20 protein-coding genes and 1 pseudogene are annotated in these 18,463 nt (G+C 67.2%); 13 read left to right on the top strand and 8 right to left on the bottom strand.

Annotated elements, in window-relative coordinates; all coding sequences use genetic code 11:
• Positions 1–93: 93 nt before the first annotated feature.
• Together ACK41C_RS20160 and ACK41C_RS20165 are read left to right on the top strand one after the other, a co-directional pair.
• Positions 94–750 (top strand): annotated as a pseudogene (locus tag ACK41C_RS20160) (AAA family ATPase); the annotation flags it as partial.
• Between the two features lie 634 nt (positions 751–1,384).
• Positions 1,385–2,089 (top strand): purine/pyrimidine phosphoribosyl transferase, encoded by a 705-nt coding sequence (locus tag ACK41C_RS20165; RefSeq protein ID WP_409658355.1) that lies wholly within the window; start codon positions 1,385–1,387, stop codon positions 2,087–2,089.
• 75 nt (positions 2,090–2,164) lie between these two features.
• Here ACK41C_RS20165 and ACK41C_RS20170 read toward each other — a convergent pair whose 3' ends face one another.
• Together ACK41C_RS20170 and ACK41C_RS20175 are read right to left on the bottom strand one after the other, a co-directional pair.
• Complete coding sequence (locus ACK41C_RS20170; protein WP_409658358.1) at positions 2,165–2,863, bottom strand: Crp/Fnr family transcriptional regulator; 699 nt, start codon at positions 2,861–2,863, stop codon at positions 2,165–2,167.
• A gap of 147 nt (positions 2,864–3,010) precedes the next feature.
• A complete protein-coding gene (locus ACK41C_RS20175; protein WP_409658361.1) occupies positions 3,011–3,940 on the bottom strand; it encodes a YfdX family protein in 930 nt (309 codons plus the stop codon).
• Positions 3,941–4,121: 181 nt separating this feature from the next.
• Here ACK41C_RS20175 and ACK41C_RS20180 point away from each other — a divergent pair, with 181 nt between their 5' ends.
• From ACK41C_RS20180 to ACK41C_RS20195, 4 genes are all read left to right on the top strand, one after another.
• Positions 4,122–4,784 carry a BON domain-containing protein gene (locus ACK41C_RS20180; protein ID WP_012520302.1) on the top strand — a complete coding sequence of 221 codons (663 nt, stop codon included), beginning with the start codon at positions 4,122–4,124 and terminating at the stop codon, positions 4,782–4,784.
• Positions 4,785–4,857: 73 nt separating this feature from the next.
• Positions 4,858–5,595 carry a sensor histidine kinase gene (locus ACK41C_RS20185; protein ID WP_299004660.1) on the top strand — a complete coding sequence of 246 codons (738 nt, stop codon included), beginning with the start codon at positions 4,858–4,860 and terminating at the stop codon, positions 5,593–5,595.
• Positions 5,592–6,251, top strand: coding sequence for a hypothetical protein (locus tag ACK41C_RS20190; RefSeq protein ID WP_012520304.1), 660 nt, complete (start codon positions 5,592–5,594; stop codon positions 6,249–6,251). Before ACK41C_RS20185 ends, ACK41C_RS20190 begins: the two co-directional genes overlap by 4 nt.
• Positions 6,252–6,281: 30 nt before the next feature.
• Positions 6,282–6,881: an HdeD family acid-resistance protein gene (locus ACK41C_RS20195; RefSeq protein ID WP_012520305.1), complete on the top strand. Its 600-nt coding sequence runs from the start codon at positions 6,282–6,284 to the stop codon at positions 6,879–6,881.
• Positions 6,882–7,039: 158 nt separating this feature from the next.
• Here ACK41C_RS20195 and ACK41C_RS20200 read toward each other — a convergent pair whose 3' ends face one another.
• Positions 7,040–7,459, bottom strand: a complete 420-nt coding sequence (locus ACK41C_RS20200) for a response regulator (RefSeq protein ID WP_012520306.1) — start codon at positions 7,457–7,459, stop codon at positions 7,040–7,042.
• Positions 7,460–7,675: 216 nt separating this feature from the next.
• Between ACK41C_RS20200 and ACK41C_RS20205 the strand changes: the two genes are divergently transcribed.
• From ACK41C_RS20205 to ACK41C_RS20230, 6 genes are all read left to right on the top strand, one after another.
• Positions 7,676–7,924, top strand: a complete 249-nt coding sequence (locus ACK41C_RS20205; RefSeq protein ID WP_313454219.1) for a hypothetical protein — start codon at positions 7,676–7,678, stop codon at positions 7,922–7,924.
• A 205-nt stretch (positions 7,925–8,129) separates the two neighbouring features.
• Positions 8,130–9,773, top strand: a complete 1,644-nt coding sequence (locus ACK41C_RS20210; RefSeq protein WP_409658368.1) for an alpha-D-glucose phosphate-specific phosphoglucomutase — start codon at positions 8,130–8,132, stop codon at positions 9,771–9,773.
• Between the two features lie 567 nt (positions 9,774–10,340).
• Positions 10,341–12,398 carry a response regulator gene (locus ACK41C_RS20215; protein ID WP_409658371.1) on the top strand — a complete coding sequence of 686 codons (2,058 nt, stop codon included), beginning with the start codon at positions 10,341–10,343 and terminating at the stop codon, positions 12,396–12,398.
• 48 nt (positions 12,399–12,446) lie between these two features.
• Entirely contained in the window at positions 12,447–12,653 is a 207-nt protein-coding gene (locus tag ACK41C_RS20220) for a hypothetical protein (protein WP_409658374.1), read from the top strand.
• Between the two features lie 47 nt (positions 12,654–12,700).
• Entirely contained in the window at positions 12,701–13,420 is a 720-nt protein-coding gene (locus tag ACK41C_RS20225) for an SMP-30/gluconolactonase/LRE family protein (protein ID WP_409658377.1), read from the top strand.
• Entirely contained in the window at positions 13,410–13,925 is a 516-nt protein-coding gene (locus ACK41C_RS20230; protein ID WP_409658379.1) for an Hsp20/alpha crystallin family protein, read from the top strand. The genes ACK41C_RS20225 and ACK41C_RS20230 overlap by 11 nt, the downstream gene beginning before the upstream one ends.
• 132 nt (positions 13,926–14,057) lie before the next feature.
• Here the strand turns inward: ACK41C_RS20230 and ACK41C_RS20235 are convergent, their stop codons facing one another.
• From ACK41C_RS20235 to ACK41C_RS20250, 4 genes are all read right to left on the bottom strand, one after another.
• Positions 14,058–14,189, bottom strand: a complete 132-nt coding sequence (locus ACK41C_RS20235; RefSeq protein WP_293396551.1) for a hypothetical protein — start codon at positions 14,187–14,189, stop codon at positions 14,058–14,060.
• Between the two features lie 39 nt (positions 14,190–14,228).
• Positions 14,229–14,984 (bottom strand): Bax inhibitor-1/YccA family protein, encoded by a 756-nt coding sequence (locus ACK41C_RS20240; protein ID WP_409658382.1) that lies wholly within the window; start codon positions 14,982–14,984, stop codon positions 14,229–14,231.
• A gap of 80 nt (positions 14,985–15,064) precedes the next feature.
• A complete protein-coding gene (gene phbB, locus ACK41C_RS20245; RefSeq protein ID WP_409658385.1) occupies positions 15,065–15,778 on the bottom strand; it encodes an acetoacetyl-CoA reductase in 714 nt (237 codons plus the stop codon).
• Between the two features lie 2 nt (positions 15,779–15,780).
• Complete coding sequence (locus tag ACK41C_RS20250; RefSeq protein WP_409658388.1) at positions 15,781–17,523, bottom strand: PHA/PHB synthase family protein; 1,743 nt, start codon at positions 17,521–17,523, stop codon at positions 15,781–15,783.
• A gap of 104 nt (positions 17,524–17,627) precedes the next feature.
• Between ACK41C_RS20250 and ACK41C_RS20255 the strand changes: the two genes are divergently transcribed.
• A complete protein-coding gene (locus tag ACK41C_RS20255) occupies positions 17,628–18,140 on the top strand; it encodes a DedA family protein (protein ID WP_409658391.1) in 513 nt (170 codons plus the stop codon).
• A gap of 70 nt (positions 18,141–18,210) precedes the next feature.
• Here the strand turns inward: ACK41C_RS20255 and ACK41C_RS20260 are convergent, their stop codons facing one another.
• The gene (locus ACK41C_RS20260; protein ID WP_409658394.1) at positions 18,211–18,366 is read right to left on the bottom strand and encodes a hypothetical protein; all 156 of its coding nucleotides are present in this window, start codon (positions 18,364–18,366) and stop codon (positions 18,211–18,213) included.
• Positions 18,367–18,463: the final 97 nt, after the last annotated feature.

An 18,463-nucleotide genomic window follows, 5' to 3' on the forward strand; every position in this document is an offset into this window, starting at 1 on the left:
TCTTTCCTCCTATGCAATGACCACGTGCAGGTTTCCCACCCACCCCCCCCCCCCCCCCCCCAAACCCCCCCCTCCCCCCCCCCCCCCCCCCCCCCACCGGGGTACGTCGGCTATGAGGAGGGCGGCGTGCTCACCGAGGCGGTGCGGCGACGGCCCTACCAGGTGGTCTTGTTCGACGAGATCGAGAAGGCGCACCACGACGTCTTCAACGTTCTCCTACAGGTCCTCGACGACGGACGGCTGACGGACGGGCAGGGCCACACGGTCGACTTCTCCAACACCCTCATCATCCTCACCTCCAATCTCGGAAGCCAGTTTCTCTCGAGCCTGGCGGAAGGCGAAAATGTCGAGAGCGTGGAACCACAGGTCATGGAAGTCGTGCGCGCACATTTCCGGCCCGAGTTCTTGAACCGACTCGACGAAATCATCCTGTTCCATCGCCTCGGCCTTGAGCACATGGGTCCCATTGTGGACATCCAGGTCGCCCGACTGCAGCAGTTGCTGGCGGATCGGAAGATCACGCTTGAACTGAGCGAAGAGGCGCGCGCCTGGCTCGGCCGGGTAGGCTACGACCCGGTCTATGGCGCGCGTCCGCTCAAGCGAACGGTGCAGCGACACCTGCAGGATCCCCTGGCCGACATGATCCTGAAGGGCGAGGTGGGCGACGGCGCGACTGTCCGCATCACCGAGGGCGACGGTTACCTTCAGCTGACGGCGACGGCTACGTCGTCCTCACAAATGGCCGCCTAGGTGTCGTCGCCGAAGAGGTAGTGCACCCAAGTCGCTGGGGTTGCGAAGCCCGCAAACCACTCCGGCGATCCCTGGTTGAATATGCAAAAGAATGCGGTGCTGTCTCGGCGTGGTCGCGCCATATTGATGTCGCGGATCGATCGAAGGTTAGAGGGTCGAGGCGGAGGCGCTCTTGGAGCCGACGGCATGCCTGATGGGCCTGTCGGCGGCTGAGCGGCGAGCAAGCGCTGCCGCGCTGCGGCGCACACGGCCGAGGATTGGGACGACGCTGCTGGCATCGATGATGACATATCCTGAAAGGGACGCCCTGACGTGCCACTGACAGACTCGTTCAACGGTTGACGATGCGCAAGCCTTCCTGAGCAGCCTGCAACTCGGCTAGCGGCCGGGGCCTGCGTGGCCGCATGCCGTCAAGCGTCCTCGCCCTCGATCGGTCGAGGCAACGAACACCTGGATGAACTCGATAGGGCGGGCTCTGCGGCGGTCGGAACGGAGCCGTTTGGTGGGCGTGCCGCCGCAGTCCGGCTTGAGACCAATCAAACCCTAGAACCCCAGTGTGCACGATAGTCCCCTGGCGCTTCCCGACCTCTACGTCCAGCTTCCAAACCCAAAGCATGATGAGGGAATCGGCGGCGTGGCCGGAAAGCTGCAGGCACCACTGGAAGATGTCTCATTGCGAGACGCCGAGCAAACGGCCCGCCCCATGCCGTCGAAGACAGGAGCCGCAGACGCTCTCGCCGCCGAGCGGCTGAAGCACCTGATCGGCACGCCGTCGATCGTGTTGGCCGCAGCGCCCGAAGCCGTGGCGACCGCGGTAGAGATCGCCAGCGCCCTCGGCAGCGACCTGGATCTCATGTTCGTGGAAGGGGTCGCTTCGCCCTCCGCCCCGCGCGCGCTTGTGGGCGCCATTGCCGATGCAGGCTCTCTCGTCACTCTCAAGGCGCCCGGCGACGACTTGGCCCCCGACGTCTTCGCCGCGCAATGGCGACTCGCGCTCGAGGCCCTACAGCGTCGCCAGACGCTCTACGCCCCCTTTCGGCGCAGCCTTGGAGCCGCCGGCAAGACTGCGATCTTGGTGATTGATACGGCCGCGCCAGCCGCGCTAGCCTTCGCTGCCATCGCCGCGGCGCGGCGGCGAAGTCCGGCCCGACTGGTGCTTATCGCCCGCCGAGCCTTCGATGAAGACCTGCAAGCCCTCAGCATCGAGGCCGACGAGTTGATCGTGCTGCAGCCGTTGCCGAGGACCGCCGAGCTCGACGTTGGGACGGAATCCCAGATCAGTGATCGCGAGGCCATCGGATTGCTGACCGCCTATCGACAGGGGGGACCGCTCCACTAGCGACGTGGGCTGGAGGCGCGATCCGCGACCGGGATCAGCCCCCAATGGCCTGGTCAGCGTTGCTGGATTCCTGCGTCACCAGGCATGGGCGGCGTCGCAGGCCCCAAGTTCCTTGGCTTGCTTTCCTGTTTTCTGGCGGGGGGGCGGGCATCCGCCAATCCAGAGCCGGCGGCCGTGACGCGCCAGTTCCCCGCGCTCGCAAAGTTGGACCACGGCGCGGCACAGGGTCTCGGGCGCGACGCCGAGATAGTTGGCGAGATCAACCTGGCTGAAGGGCAGGCAGATCCCGCTTCGGCCACCGCTGGTGATGCGCTCGCCCATCCGCGCGATGAATGCGCGAAGCTTTTCGGCCGCCGACGGTTGCCCGCGCCCGACCTCGACGCGCTCACGGTAGTGCTTCGTGCATGCCTCGAAGAGTTCCAGTAGCGCGACCGGATCGGTTCGACCGATCCGCAGGAGCCCGGCGACGGGGATCACCGTCAGTTGCAGGTCGGTGCAAGCTTCTGCGGTGCAGTCTCGCACTTGCAGGTTCGCCCCGAAGTAATCGCCTGGGCCCACGAACGCGAAAATCCGGCGCAGCCCGTCTTCACCATCGAGCAGAAGCCGCACCCAGCCCTTGTCGACGCGGTAGACGAACTCGGCAGGATCGCCCTCATGGTAGAGGCTTTGCCCCGGCCGCCGCTGAATCCGCCAGAGGCGAAGCTGCTGAACAAAGGCCCCAACTTGATCGTCGTTTACGAGAGCAAGCTTAGACATGTCCCTCACGCCTTCCATGTTTGCCTCTTGAAAGGTTAACACAGGCTGCGCGCGACGAGTCCTTGACGACGGTCAACATCCGAACCGGCTCGCGCTCCCGCTATCGCGTCCGGCCCGCCGTCGGCGCCGACGGCGGGCACGGCTAGTCGCGTAGGCGGCGCCGCCTCAGGCTTCAGCGCTCTTGCGCTCGGCCTTCAGGTCACCGATCGCCTTCGAAATCCGCTCCTGCAACTGCTCCAGCCCGGCCTTGATGTCCGAGCCGCCCTTGGCCTGGCGCTCGACTTCACGAATCTCGGCCAGAAGCGCCTTACGGACGTCGCGACTGGCGTAGCCGAGCGCCTCGGTACGTTCGAGCGCGGCCCGCGCCGCCTCGACATGCCCAAGCTTCTTCTGGGCGTCCGTATCCGCCTTGGCGGCTTCCACGGCCGTTTCCGCCGCCAGCAGCGGCAGCGGTATGGCGACATCCGTCATGGCAAGCGTGCTTCGGGCGCGATCCAGAGCCTCGGCCGCCCCAGTCAAGTCACCGCGCTCCACCAGCCCGGCCGCAGAGGCGAGCGCCGCGGGGTAGGTGGCGAGGGGCAGATAGTAAGTGCGCACTCGAATCTCGCTGCGCATGCCATCCAGGGCCACCCGCGCCTTCGGGAAGTCGTCGGTGAGCACCGCAAGCTCGACCGCGCGGCGAAGCTTGCGCACCTGGCCCAGGTCGGCCGGCGCCACGTCGATGATCTGTACCTCCGTCGCCGCCGGAATGAGCGCGGCCGCTGGATTTCGGCCGACAAGTATATCCGCCTTGCCGGCGGCCTCCTCAAGGGCCCGGATCGCTCCCGCCTTGTCCTTGGCGGCGATCCGGCTCTGCGCCTCGTCGGTCTTGGCCAGCACCGCGACGGCCTCGGCGTCCAGCGCCTGCTGGGCGCCGGCCTCCGCCTGCGCACGCTCAGGCTCATAGCGGTTGGCAGGAGACGGGGTCTGGCTGGCCACGGGGCCGGCCTGCGGCGACGGAGTCGGCGCGGCCTCTCGCCAGGGTTTCCAAATGAACAGGGCCACGATCACGACCACGGCAATCGCGAGCAGTATCCAGACGCGCTTCGATCGCATGCTTGCTTCTCCTTCAAGCGGCCGTCAGGCGATCGCCGCTGCGACCTCTGCGCGCCGTGGACCGGAGAATGGCGGAGCCCGCGCGGCCGGTCTTGATGGTCGTCAAGATGCCCCTGGCGGGGGGTGGGACTGTCCTGACGTCGGCCCCCCGCCGGCGCTAAAGCATAGGAGAACCCTGACCATGGCCCTTTTCAGAACCGACACCGACATCAAGCGCGACGTCGAGGACGAGATCCGCTGGGATCCCTCGATCGAGGACGACAGCCACATCGCCGTGGCGGTCAACGACGGGGTGGTCACCCTCACGGGCTACACCAAGAAGTACATGGATTCCTATTACGCCGAGCGGGCCGCCAAACGTGTCCAGGGCGTCAAGGGCGTCGCGAACGAGCTGGAGATCAAGTACGACACCGGCAGCGAGCGGCCCGACCCCGACATCGCCGAGGAGGCGGTCAAGGCGCTCAAGCGGGACCTCCCGCTGACGCACGAGAAGCTTAAGGTCATCGCCAAAGATGGCCGTCTCACCCTCGAAGGTGAGGTGGAGTGGAACTACCAAAAGGAGACCGCCGAGCGGGCCGTCCGCACCATCCGGGGCGTGAAGTCCATCAGCAACCTGATCACCGTGAAACCGAAGGTTACCCCGTCGGACGTGAAGAAGAAGATCGAGGACGCCTTCGTGCGCAGCGCCCAGCTCGACGCCAACAAGGTCACGGTCGAAGTCGACGGCAGCCGCGTCATCCTGCGCGGGTCCGTCCGCTCCTGGGCGGAACGGCAGGAGGCGGAACGCTCCGCCTGGTCCGCCCCCGGCGTCACCAGCGTCGACAACCGCATCGTCATCGCCTGACCGTCGGCGCCGGTCCGCGCCTGTTGCGGTCGGCCGACGACCGCAACAGGCGCGCAGACCGGGGAGGGAAGCCATGAACGTCGAGCAGCTGCACGGGATCGCCCACGATGTGCGCAACGACCTGATGATCATCCAGGCTGCGACAAGGTCCCTGCGCCGCGCCTGGTCGAACCGCGAGGCGGACGAAGCCCAAGCGTCAGCCTTTACGCCCGGGCTATTGTTCGGCGCCCTCGATCTTGCCGTTTCCCACTCGGCCGCGCTTCTCGCCGGCTGGTCGGATTCCTTGCATCCGAACGGCGGCCCCCATCTCAGCGGCGGCGTCGCCGATCTGCCGCGCGCCCTCTATGCGGCAGGGGCGGCCTTCCAGCCCTGCCTGGCGGCAGGTCAGCGTCTGGACTGCGAGGTGTTCGGTCGCTTCTCGCCGCTCGGCGCGGGCTCTGCAGAGCTGGTGGCCGTATTGATCAATCTCCTCAAGAACGCCAAGGAGGCGCTCGACGAGCGGCCAGGGCGCATCGTCATCCGCGCCCGTGCGCTCCGGCAGCCAGCCCAGCCCGTCGGGAGCTGTGTGCGAATTGTGGTGGCGGACACCGGCCCGGGAATCCGTCCGGACGACCTGGCCAGGGCTACGAGCTTCGGTTTCTCGACGAAGGGTCAAGGGCGCGGCCTTGGCCTGTGGCGCGCCCGCAAGTTTGCGGAGGCCGCGGGCGGACGCCTGCGGCTTCGCTCAAGGCCCGGACGCGGGACGGCGGCCGTTCTCATCCTGCCGCTCGACGATGTGGCGCCTGGAGCGCCGATGGAGGACTACCCATGAGCCAACCCGACGCCCCGCCGATCGAGGTCGCGCGCGTGCGCGAAGTCGTCGGCATCGCCGACTCGCGAGACGCCTTCGATCGCATCGTCGAGGCTCTGCTCCTGGCCGGCGTGGATCGCGCGCGCATCTCGTTGATGGGTAGCCGAGAGGCGATCCTGGACAAGCTGCACCACTACTATGTCGAGCCCACCGCGCTAGCGGAAGTCGACCAGTTGCCCAGGCGTGACCTGGTCACTCGCGACGATGCGGCCGCTCTGAACGTGCTGGTCTTTGGCACCTTGCTCGCGGTCGCCACGCTGGGCGCAGGCGCCATCGTGGTGGCCTCCGGCGGCGCTGCGGCGGCGGCGCTGAGCGCGGCCGTCGGTGGCGGCGTGCTGGCGACGACGCTCGCCAGATCCATCCGCCGCCGCGTTCTCGGCGAAGCCGATCCCGACATGCTCGAGCACGACCTGGCGATGGGCGGTTTGGCGATCTTCGTGCGCGTCGATGACGGGCAGGAGGAGGCCAGGGCGCTGGCCATACTTCGCGAGCATGCGCGCAATGTCCACGTCCACGAGGTCGACCTCGCCAAGACCCTGCTGGACATCCCGCTGGGGCGGATTCGCCCCGACCCGTGGTTGGATGATCGGCCTCTGGCCGCCCCACCCAACAGCTGAGCTGTAAAGACCGACACGGAGGACCCCGACATGACTATGAAGAACGCCACGGCGACGACCGTCGGAGCGAGCCGCCCCCGCCGCTTCGGCGTGAGGTTCTGGCTTTCCCTCGACGCCGTGCTCTGGATATTGCTGGGCGTACTGGCCATTGTGGCGCCGCTGATCGCCGGCCTGGCCACGGTTGCTCTGTTCGCTGTCTTGTTGATCGCCGCCGGCGTTGTCGGCCTCGTCGGGCTTTTTCGGAGCGGGCGCCGCGGCGCCTGGGGCTGGCGGCTGGTGTCGACAATCGCGGCGTTCGTTGCCGGCGTGCTGCTCCTGCTCGATCTCTTTCTCGGCGCCTGGACGATTACGCTGTTGGTAGCGGCCTACCTCATCGCCTCCGGGGTCACGGCCGCCGTCGCAGCGTTCCGGATGCGACGCGTCGAGGCTCGGGGCTGGTATTGGCTGCTGGTGGCGGCCGCAGTGGATATAGCTCTGGCGGCCTTAGCGCTGCTCATCGCCCCGATCGCGGCGCCAATCTTCCTCGGGTATCTCCTGGGGGTCGATCTGGTCCTGTCGGGGGCGGGCTTGTTGGCGTTCGCGCGAAGCCGATCTGTGGCCGCCTGGGACCAAGTGGCGCCGCGGACATAGTGCTTCAGGCCGCCGGCGAAACTGATCTCGTGCATTGCCTCGCTAGGGATTTTCGACGGTGGCCGCGAGCGCCGGCGCATCGCGACCGGCGGATTCGGGCGCGCGCGCCCATCCGCGGCCATCATCTATCCCGCAGCGGGTGGCGGCTCTCCAATGAGTCAGCGGCCGCGGCGGGCGCCGATCTCCTTGATGGCGGTGCAGAAGGCCGCGGTCGGTGCAGGCTTGCTGACCGCAGCATCGGCTCCAAGGTGAAGCGCGAGAGACAGAAGATAGTCGGGCTGCAACGCGCCACATCCCGCCGTCGTGGCGACGACCGCGACCTCGGGCCAGAGCGCTCGCGCCTTGAGAATCGCCTCGACGCCATCTGTCTCTGGCATAAGCATCTCTACGATCAGCACTTCGGCCGGGGTGAGCGTCGTGGAGACGGCGCGGCCGTCCTCCCCCTCTCGAACGGCGAAGCCAGCGCTCCTCAAACAGGTCGCCAACTGTGAGCGGAACGCTTGATCGGGATCGAGAAGAAGAACGTGCTGGAACACTGTCGCCTTGGCGTGCGCGAGCGGAATTGCGCTGGCCCTCATCTGCCGGCCCCCGCCAGCTCGAGCAATATAGTGCACGGTCGATCGGCTCGAATGCGGCGAAGGCGTCGCACCGACGGTCAATCACCTGGCCCGCTGGCATGCCGGGCCCCCGATCAGGCGGCCCAAGAGCCATCAAGCCGATGGCGCGCGCCATACGCTGACTTGTCCGCCAGCTTCGCCGACCTAGATCGTGGAAGTACAGGACGGGAGGGGACCATGCTTCACAACGTCTCCATAGTTCCCACAGCCGCCGGATGGCTGGTTCATTCCGACCTTCTGGCTGGACCGCTCGTCTTTCGCTCCGGCGCGAAAGCGCAGGACGCGGCCTGCCGTGTCGGACGCGCGATCGCGGACAACGGCGGCTGGGCGGAAATACAGCTGATGTCGCATGATTGCCGGCAAGCGAGCCGCTTCCTGTGTCCGCCGCTGGCGCCTGATGCTGGCGCTGGCGGGGTCGAGCCGTAGGGCTCCGGTCAAGGGGCGGACACCCAAATCGCTGTGCTCCGCGCCGCCGATGGACGGCTCTCCACGGGAAGCGCCGTCGGGCGAGCCCCAGAAGCCTAGAATGCGCGACGGCGCTGGCAGACGTTCCGTTCGCGGCGAGCGAGGTCTTCTCGGACGTCGTTCACGCCGCCCGATGTGTCGTGTGTTTTTCCGAAGGAGGCTCGAAATGGCGGATGCTGGGGTCAAATCCGTCCCAACGCGCCCCTTCGACGATCAGAGGCCCGGAACCTCGGGATTGCGCAAGCCGGTCTCGACGTTCCAGCAGCGCCATTATCTTGAGAATTACGTACAATCGATCTTCGACTCCGGAGCCCTCTCGCGAGCCGCCCCTCTCGTGATCGGCGGCGACGGCCGCTATCACAGCGGCCCAGCACTCCAGACGGTCGCCAAGATGGCCGCCGCGAACGACTTCCCAGTGCTGTTGGTGGGCCAAGGCGGCCTTCTTTCCACGCCTGCAGCCTCTTGCGTCATCCGCAAGCGCGCCGCGGCGGGCGCAATCCTGCTGACGGCCAGCCACAACCGAGGGGGGGCCGGGGGTGACTTTGGGGTCAAGGTGAACCTGGCCAATGGCGGACCAGCGCCCAACCCCATAATGCAGGCCATATTCGCGGCGTCACAGCGCATTCGCAGTTACAGGACCATGGATCAATCCGACCTGAACCTCGAACGGATTGGGTTGACGACGCTCGGGCATACAAGGGTTGAGATTTTCGATCCCGTGGCCGACTACGCGGCGCTGATGGAATCATTGTTTGATTTCGACCGGCTCTCCCGACTGCTGTCCGGTGACAGGTTCCGGCTGCGCTATGACGCAATGCACGCCATTACAGGGCCCTACGCTCAGGAAATCCTTGTGCGGCGGCTGGGCGCGCCCTGCGGATCCGTGGTCAACGGCCTGCCAAGGCCCGACTTCGGCGGTCTGCAGCCCGACCCTAACCCGACACACGCGCGCGCCCTGCTGGAGGCCATGTTCCGAAGCGACGCGCCCGATTTCGGGGCCGCTTCCGACGGCGACGGCGACCGGCACATGATCCTCGGTCGCGGTGTCTTCGTTACGCCGAGCGACGGCCTTGCGGTGATGGCGGCCAATGCGACGGCCGTACCGGCTTACGCACGTGGAATCGCGGGCATCGCACGGTCGATGCCGACGAGCCGGGCTGTGGATCATGTCGCCCGCGCCCTCGGCGTGCCCTGCTATGTTACCCCCACCGGCTGGAAGTACTTCGTCGCCCTGCTTGACCGGGGTCTGATCAACCTGTGCGGCGAAGAGAGCTTCGGCGCGGGCTCCAGTCACATCCGGGAGAAGGATGGTCTGTGGGCGGTGCTGTTCTGGCTCAGCATCCTGGCGGCGCGGGAAGGGGACGTAGCCAGAGTTATGCAGTCGCACTGGCGACAGTTTGGCCGTCACTACTATGCTCGGCTGGACTACGAGGATCTTCCCGCGCAGAGCGCCCATGGAATGATGGCGGCGCTGCACGGCCGTCTTCCGACACTCGAGGATCGTTGGATTGCCGGACGGCGCGTCCTCCATGCCGGCGATTTTCGCTACGTCGATCCCGTCGACGGCACGGTGTCTGAGCATGAGGGCGCGCAGATCGTTTTCGCCGACCAATCGCGAATAGTGTATCGGTTGTCCGGCACCGGCACCAAAGGTGCGACCTTGCGCGTTTACGTGGAACGATTCGAGGCTCACCCGGCGCGCCAGGCCATGACCGTCGGCTCCGCACTGGCCTCGTTGGCGGCAGCCGCTCGAGATATCGCCGAAGTCGAACAGTGGACCGGCCGCTCGAAGCCCTCTCTCGTGACCTGAGTCCCGGCGGCGACGCTCGAAGCTGGGTCGACCAGATCGAGGCGCAGGTTCCGAACCCGGAAGCAAACGGTGCTCGCAATCGACGTCTCTGATTCGCCTCGAACGCGAGCTCGGGCGCTTGGCTGATCCTCGGCTGAAGCGTCTTGGGCTGTGCGGCGGGACACAAACAGCCGCGCTCGAAACCGCCGGCGATCCGACTGTTTGGGCGCATCCGGAGGCCGAGACGACGTCGGCGAGCGGCGGCCGACCTATCCTACTGGCGGTCCAAATATTGCTGAACGCCGCGATTATCCGTAGTGAACCAGCAGGATAGCACTCGTTGCGAAGCCCCCCTGCTGGCATGGCCCGCTCGCTTGTGCTCTATAGTGCACAGGCATGCAGCCGAGCCCGAGAGCACCCGTCCGCGGGCAGAAGGTGGGAGGAAGTGGTGGACATTGCGTCGCACGGGCGCCGCATCCGCTTGCACGGACTGTGGCGTGAGACCGGCGTCGGAGCAAACCCACCGTACGTTGATCGGCGCGCCGGCTTTCGCCGGCCCGCCTTGAGCGTTGTCGGAGCCCAGGACCGATGAGGCCCGATCCGGTCCAGGATCCCATGCTGGTTCTGTGTCCGATCGGCCAGGAGGGACACGTTAACGGCGAACTTCTGCGCGACCGCGGCCTGCCGGTGCGGGTGATCGACGGCTTTGCCATTCCAGGCGGCTATGCTGAGACCGGCGGGTTGCTAGTCGCCGAGGAAGCCTTCGACCGGTTCGATCCGCAGCCGCTCTTCTCCTGGCTTGAGACGCAGCCGCCCTGGTCCGACTATCCGATCATCCTGCTGCGCAACCGGGAGAGCAGCGTCACCGGTCAGATAGAGGCGCGCTTCGAACGTCTGGGCAATCTAACGATCCTCGAGCGACCGCTGCACCCGACGACGTTGGTGAGCGCGGCGAACACGGCCCTGCGCGCGCGGCTCCGGCAGCGCGAGGCTGAGGCCTACATGCTTGAACGCCTGCGGGACGCCGAGGCGCTGCGCGAATCTGAAGGCCGGTTCCGCAGCCTTGCCGACAACGCCCCATCGCTGATCTGGATGACGGACCGGGACGGCCAAGTTATCTATGCCAACAGGCGGCATTCGGACCTGTTCGGCGAGCCGCCCGAGGGGTTCGCTGGCTCAGGTTGGCAGATCCCGATCCTGGATGAGGACCGGTCCGCGGTAGAGGCGGCTTGGCGCCAGGCCCGCCTGGCGCGTGCGACGCTCAATCTCGAGTACAGGGTCTGGGGCAAGGACGGCGCCCTGCACTGGCTGCACTGCGAGGCAGCCCCGCGCGAGTGCGACGGGGCCTACCTTGGCCATGTCGCCTCGGCCACGAACATCACCGCGCTCAAGACGTCAGCGGAGCTGCTCGAGCGCCGCGTGGAGGAGCGCACGGCGGAGCTCGCCGCCGCAAACCGCCAGCTGCTCTCGGAGATCGCTGAGCGCGAGAAGATGGCGGCGACGCTGCTGAAAACGCAGCGCCTAGAGGCCGTTGGTCAGCTCACAGCTGGCATCGCCCATGACTTCAACAACCTGCTGCAGTTGATCGTAGGCGGCCTCGGCATGCTCGAACGCGGCGGCGATCCCGACCGGGCGCAGGCGCGGATCCAGATGATGCGGCAGGCCGCCGAGCGCGGCGCGATGCTGACCAAGCAGCTGCTGGCTTTCTCTCGCCGCCAGAAGCTCACGCCCCAGCCGGTCAACCTCAACGAGGCGCTGGAGAGCATGCGCAGCCTGCTGCAAGGCGCCATCGGCGGCAGCATGGCGCTTGAGCTGACGCTCGGGAGAGCTCTCTGGCCGGCCCTGGTCGACCCGACGCAGATCGAGATGATCGTCTTGAACTTGGCCATTAACGCGCGCGACGCCATGGACGTGGGCGGGCGCCTTACTGTCCGGACCGGCAACGTCACCATCACCGGCGCCCGGGTGCGGCCGGAAGAACCGGAACCGGGTGATTATGTCATGGTGGCGGTGAGCGACACAGGCTCGGGGATGCCCGCCGAAGTATTGGCCCGCGTTTTCGAGCCCTTCTTCACAACAAAGCCTGCGGGCATGGGGTCGGGCTTGGGGCTCAGCCAGGTGCTGGGCTTCGCCCAGCAGTCGGGCGGTGGCGTGGCGATCGAGACGGAGCTCGGCCGTGGCACGACCGTAAAGGTCTACCTGCCGCGGGCGACCGCGGCCCGGGCAGACCCCCATACCTCGCTGCTGGCCGACGGCTTGAAAGTGGCGGAGAAGGGCGGAACGGTCCTCGTTGTCGATGACGACGAGTTCGTCCGCGAGATCACATGCCAGATGCTCCAGCAACTCGGCTATCGGGTGCTGCAAGCAGGCAGCGGCGGCGCGGCGCTGGAGTTGCTGGCAGGACGCCACAAGATAGACCTGCTCATCGTTGACTTCGCCATGCCGGGGATGAACGGCATCGAGCTCGCCAAGCTCGCGGCCGGCAAGTGGCCGCAGCTGCCGATCCTCATGGCTACTGGTTTTGCCGACCACAGCGCGATCCAGCACCTGGCCGCCGAACAGGTGCTCACCAAGCCGTTCTCGCAGGCGGAGCTCGCCCAGCGTGTGCGCCGGGCGCTCGAGAATAGCGTCGCAGCCACAGCTTGAAGCGCCGCCCGGTCTGCAACAGTTTGGCGGCCAGCGCATTTTCCGGGCATGAACCGCCGCTTTGTTGTCGCCAAGCTACGGGGCTCGCAGGATATCTCCGGCATCATCCTGCCGGAGAGCACCGATCGCGCGCAGTTGCTGCAACGCGGGGCCGAACTCCTCTCGCACCTGACCGCCTCGCACGTGCGGCCAGATGAGGTCGAGCTGCTGCCTTACTTCCCGCCGGAGCGCGACCAGATCCGCCTCGCTTCCTAGCCTTCGGGAACGCCGATCGGCCATCCAGCAGGCGCCGTCCTGCATCCTTGGGGAAGGGCCCTTCTGAGAACCGGTCCAACGAGCGCCACTGCGACACGCAGGGCCGCCTTTGGCTTGGGACCATGCATAACAACATCGCTCCTGACGGCGCCCCACGTCCGGTCACCCGGTTCACCGGCGGCCTCTCTGCCATGGAGCCAGATGGTCGCAGCCATCGCCTTCTTGGCGACAACGGCGTCGCCAAGACCCTGGCCTGGAGCCCCGAGGGCGAGCGGCTCTATTTCGCCGACAGCCGCCGAAAGCTGATTTGGCGCTGCCGCTACGAGCCAGAACAGCCATCGCTGCATGACCAGGAGGTGTTCATCGAGGGAGGCCCGGGCGTGGCGGACGGCTTCCTGTGGATCGCGAGATGGGGCGCGGATTGCCTGATCCGCTATGCGCCCGACGGCCGCCAGCTGCAGCTGCGCGTCGAGACGCCGGTCTGCCCCTCCCAGTCTTCGCCGGGTGAATGCAAGACGCAAGGTTGGCCCTTGTGCGCCCAAGGCTTTGACCTAGTTCTCCGTATGCCGCCGATGTGGCGGCCGAGGAGTTCGTCGGCCGGGGACCTGGCCGGCGCGCCGCACGTGGCGACGCGGCACGGTCCGGTGTCATGGACAGCCGGTCAGGCGAGCGCCGAAGCTTGCGTCTCCCAGCCGGCGGACGCCCGCGCCCCGCGCCGCGGACTCCTCGCGAATTGTTCCAGCAAGGAGGCAAGCGATGGATCATAAGGATCTCGCCACGCAAGGGGCGAACGACCGCAGTCCCGCCGCTCAGTCGCGTCAGGACTGGTTCGGGCCGGCCTTCGATGGATTCGGTGCGATGGCGGGGCTCCGCGACCAGATGAACCGGCTCTTCGATTCCGTCTTCAAGGATCTCACCGCCCAGACCTCGGCCGTGAACTGGCCGAGCATCGCGGTGCAGGACAAGGACGGCGTCTACCGGATCAGCGCGGAGCTACCGGGCCTTGACGAGAAAGACGTCGAGGTCTCGCTGCAGGACGGCGTGCTGATCATCTGCGGCGAGAAGAAGGCGGAGACCGAGGACAAGGAGCGGCATTACAGCGAACGCTACTACGGCCGCTTCGAGCGCCGCCTGTCCCTGGGCGAGCTCGACGAGGAGAAGATCACCGCCAGCTTCCACAATGGCGTGCTGACCATCACCGCGCCGAAGTCGCCCAAGGCCGAGGCTCAGGCCAAGCGAATCCCGATCAGCACGGGCCAGACGGTCCACTGATCGGGCGGGGCGCCGTTCAGCGCTCCGGACAGCCCCGGGAGAGCGGTTCTCGCCAGTTCCGCCCTCTCCCGGGGCCTTCTTCTTTGTGGGCGTGGCCCGGCGTCCAAGCGTGCAAAAAAGAAGGGCGCCTAGTCAGGCGCCCATGAAGATCGCTCCGACGACGAAGCCTATGGCGGCGATGAGGACGGCGATTGCGCTGTAGGCCAGGATCTCCTCCTCCTTCGACATGCCCGACGTCGCCGTGCGGGTCTTGGTTTCAGCCATCCGATCTCACCTCCTTTCCGTGCCGGTTATGGGGTCGCCTCAGTCCCGCCGCTGGCCGAACAGGGACAGCAGGAATTGGAAGAGGTTGATGAAGTTGATGTAGAGGCTGAGCGCGCCGTAGCTGGTGGCCACCCCGCGCGCGGCCTCGATCCCGCCGAGCTCGTAGTAGCTCAGCTTGAGGCGCTGGGTGTCGTAGGCGATCAGGCCCGCGAACACGAACACGCCGATCACGCTGACCGCGAACTGCACGGCTTCCGAGCGCAGGAACAGGTTCACCAGGCTCGCGATGATCAGGCCGATCACGCCCACGATCAGGAAGGAGCCGAAACCGGTGAGGTCCTTCTTGGTCGTGTAGCCCACGAGGCTCAGCGCCCCGAAGGCGGTGGCGGTAATCAGGAACATCGAGGCGATGGAGGCGCCGGTGTACATCAGGCCCACCACGCCCAGGGACGCCCCGATCAAGGCGACAATGGTCCAGTAGAGGGCGCTCGCCGCGCCGCTGGTGGGGTTTCGCATCGCAAACCCCGAAACCAGCAGAATGCCCAGCGGGGCGAAGGCGACGATCCAGCCCAGCGGGGCCATGCCGGCCAGTCGGCCATCTGCGCTCACCACGAACATCAGGTCGCGGATCGGCGCAACGCTCGAGGTCAGGTAGGCGAGGGCGGCCGAGACGACCAGGCCCAGGGCCACCTTGTTGTAGACCCCGATCATGAAAGATCGAAGGCCCGCATCCACCGCCATGTCGGCGCGCTGAGCGGGTATCGATCCGTATTGGCTTCGATAAAGATCGCTCATTGCTGAGGTCCCTAGATTGAAGAGGTCTTCCTCCAGCTTTTTGAATCTAGGACGGGTCCGCGGACGCACAAGACCACGCTTCAGGCGAGGTATTGCCCGCCGTTCACGTTCAGCGTCTCTCCGGTGATGAACCCTGACTCGTCGGCCGCAAGGAAGGCGGCGCAGCGGGCGATCTCTTCCGGCCGCGCCAGCCGTCCGACGGGGATCTGCGCGATGATCTCGTCGAGCACGGTTTTCGGCACGGCCGCCACCATCTCCGTGTCCGTGTAGCCGGGCGAGACGGCGTTCACCGTGACGCCCTTGCGCGCGCATTCCAGGGCTAGGGCCTTGGTGAAGCCGAGGACGCCGGCCTTGGCCGCCGCATAGTTGGTCTGGCCGATCTGGCCCTTCTGCCCGTTGACCGACGCGATGTTGACGATCCGGCCGTAGCCGCGCTCCCGCATGCCGGGCAGGACCTGACGCGTGACGTTATAGAGCCCGGTCAGGTCCACCGCGAGTACGGTGTCCCAGGCGTCAGGCTCCATCTTGTGCAGCATGGCGTCACGGGTGACGCCGGCGTTGTTGACCAGGATGTCGACCGGTCCCAGTTGCGCCTCCACCTGGGCGACGGCGCGGGCGCACGCCTCCCGATCGGCGACGTCGCAGGTCACAAGCGGCATGGCCAGATCGGACCTGGAATCCGTGGCCGTCCGGACGTTGAGGCCCGCCACGCGATGCCCCTCGGCCGCCAGCCGTTCGCAGATGGCGCGGCCGATGCCCCGGCCGGCGCCGGTCACGAGCGCCACGCGGCCCATGGTCAGCGCTCCATGACATAACGCCCGGGCGCGGCCTCCACCTCGGCGAGTCCGCCGAGCGGCCTGGCCTTGGCCGGCGGGCGGTCCGCGGGTCCGGATCGGTCGGCGAGCCAGCCGGTCCAAGCCGGCCACCAGGAGCCCTCTTGCCGCGGAGCGCTCTCCACCGCCTGAGGCGGCATGTAGGGCGATCCGGCCGCGGCGGTCACAATGCGGTAGTAGGCCTTGGGTTTGCCCGGAGGGCTGACGACGCTGGTGTTGTGTCCGCCGCCGGTGAGAACGAAGGTACGCTCGCCCGAAGCGTGGAGCTCAAGGCGCTGCACCGATCGCCAGGGCGCAATGTGGTCGAGCTCGGCGCCCAACACGAACAGCGGCGCCCGAAGATCCTTCAGGCCGACTTGGGCGCCGGCGACGATCATCTCGCCGCGCGCGAGGCGGTTCTCCAGATAGCAGCCGCGCAGATATTCGGCGTGCATGCGCGCCGGCATGCGGGTCGTGTCCGCCAGCCAGGTCTCCAGGGGACCTGCCGCGGCTGCCTCACCCTTGAGATAGCGGTTCACGATCCGTGGCCACAGCATATCGTTGGCGCGCAGCCCGTAGAAGGACAGCGCCATCTGCCAGCCCTGGAGCACGCCCTGCGCCTGCATCGCGGCCTCCAGGGTGGCCACGTCAGCTTGGGTGAGGAGCTTGCGGTAGTCGCCGGCGTCCTCGAAGTCGGTCTGCGCGGCCAGCAGGCTCACGGAAGCCAGCGCCGGGTCGCCGAGCCGGCCGCGCCTGGCGGCCTCTATGGCCAGCAGCGTCCCGCCCAGGCAGTAACCGACCGCATGTACGGACGCGCCGCAGATCGATCGCGCAAGCTCGATGGCGGTCTCCACGCCCTCGCGCCGGTAGTCGTTCAGAGCGAGCTCGCGGTCCTCGGCGCTGGGGTTGCGCCAGGAGATGGCGAAGACGGAGAAGCCTTGCTCGAGCAGGTGACGGACGAGGGACGCCTCCGGCGTCAAATCCAGAATGTAGAACTTCATGATCCACGCCGGCACGAGCAGGACCGGCTCCGGCCGCACGCTCGGGGCGACCGGATCGTACTGGATGAGCTCCATGAGGCGGTTGCGGAAGACGACCTTGCCCAGCGTGGCCGCCACGTCCCTCCCAACCTTCAGCACATCCTCGCCGGCAAGCGGCTTACCCTGCAGAAGCCTGCCGGCGTCCTCGAGCCAGAGCGCGGCGCCGTCCTGGAGCGTGCGGCCCCCGCTCCTCGCCGCGGCGGCCAGCACCTCTGGGTTGGCCCATGGTTGGTTGCTGGGGGACATCGCCCCAAGGCTCAGCAGGCCCAGGTGCTCGACGCGGCGGCGATCCGGTTCGGCAAGGCCCGGCAAGGGCGCGCATCCGGTCCGCCAGAGGCGCTCGAGAAGGAGCTGTGTCTGGGCCAGGGCTGAGAAAGGCGGCGCCTCCCATCCGGCGCCAGCGAATCGCTTGTCGTCGCGATCGGGCTGGAACGCCCACTGGCCGCGCGCCGCAGGGGCGGTCGCAATGGCGGCTGCGCCGCGGGCCAGCGCCGCGCCGAGTTCGCCAAGGCGCTTGGGATGTCGGCAGACCTGCTGCGCCCAATTGGAGAAGGCCGCCATCGTAGGCGCGGGATCCACACCGCCGGTCGCGCAGGCCAGCGCCTGCCGCAGCGCTTCCGGCCAGGTCGGCGACTGAGCGTCGGCGACCTTGTCGGCAGCCTCTTGAGAGGAAGCATCGAAAGCCACGGTTCACCTCGACTTCGCGGATGCGAAATGGGTCAAGCCACGGGAGAGTCAAGAGGTATGGACAGGCGCCGACGACGACCTAACTCTATGGTCGGAGAGCTCCGATGGAGGACGTACTCATCGACATCGAGCAGTGGCTACGCGCGGGGGTCAGCTGGGCCGGACCAGCTCTCGCGATTGGCGCGCTTCTGGAGTCGTTGGTGCTGGTGGGCGCAGTCGTGCCGGCGACCCCCGTACTGGTGGTCATCGGCGGCGTGATGGCCGCGGGGCACGCGCCGCCAACCCTGCTCGCCTGGGCGGCCGCCGGCGCCTTCGCGGGCAACTGGACCTCCTACGAACTGGGAGCCGCCGCGCGCCGGCGAAATCTGCGGCTCCCCAGCCGTCTTGGGGATCAGGTCGGCCAAGTGACGGAAGGCCTCTTCGCGCGCTGCGGCCCCGGGGCGATCATCGCCGGCCGCTTCCTGGGCCCGGCGGCGTCGGTCGCGCCGTTCGCGGCCGGGTGGAGCGCCATGCGCCGCTCGCGCTTCCTGCTGGCGAACGCCACGACCTGCATACTCTGGCCTTCGGTGATGGCCAGTCTCGGCTATTTCGGCGTAGAAGCGATCCTGGCGCTGTAGACCGGCCGTACGGATGGGCGGCTGCTTAGCTGGCGCCGTAGGCGTCCAGCCCTGTCTGCACAATTGGCCGTCAGGCGTCGAGGGCGCGATAGGCCTCCTCCGCGACGACGACCAGTTCGTCGAGCGGCAGATCCTGTGGCGTGTCGACGGGACGGTCAGGGATCGCGCCGATGGGCGCTTGGAAGCTCTTGAGGATTTCGATCTCGGGATTTTCGCTGTCGGGCATCGTACGCACCCAGGGTTAGTGTCTGACGATCAGGATATATGGCGCGCGTCGGACGAGGCAGGGTTCGAGGCGCCGCGTCGGCCAGCTGGAAGCACGA

The sequence above is a fragment of the Phenylobacterium sp. genome (genome assembly GCF_046290725.1).
In the GTDB taxonomy this organism is placed as follows: Bacteria; Pseudomonadota; Alphaproteobacteria; order Caulobacterales; family Caulobacteraceae; genus Phenylobacterium.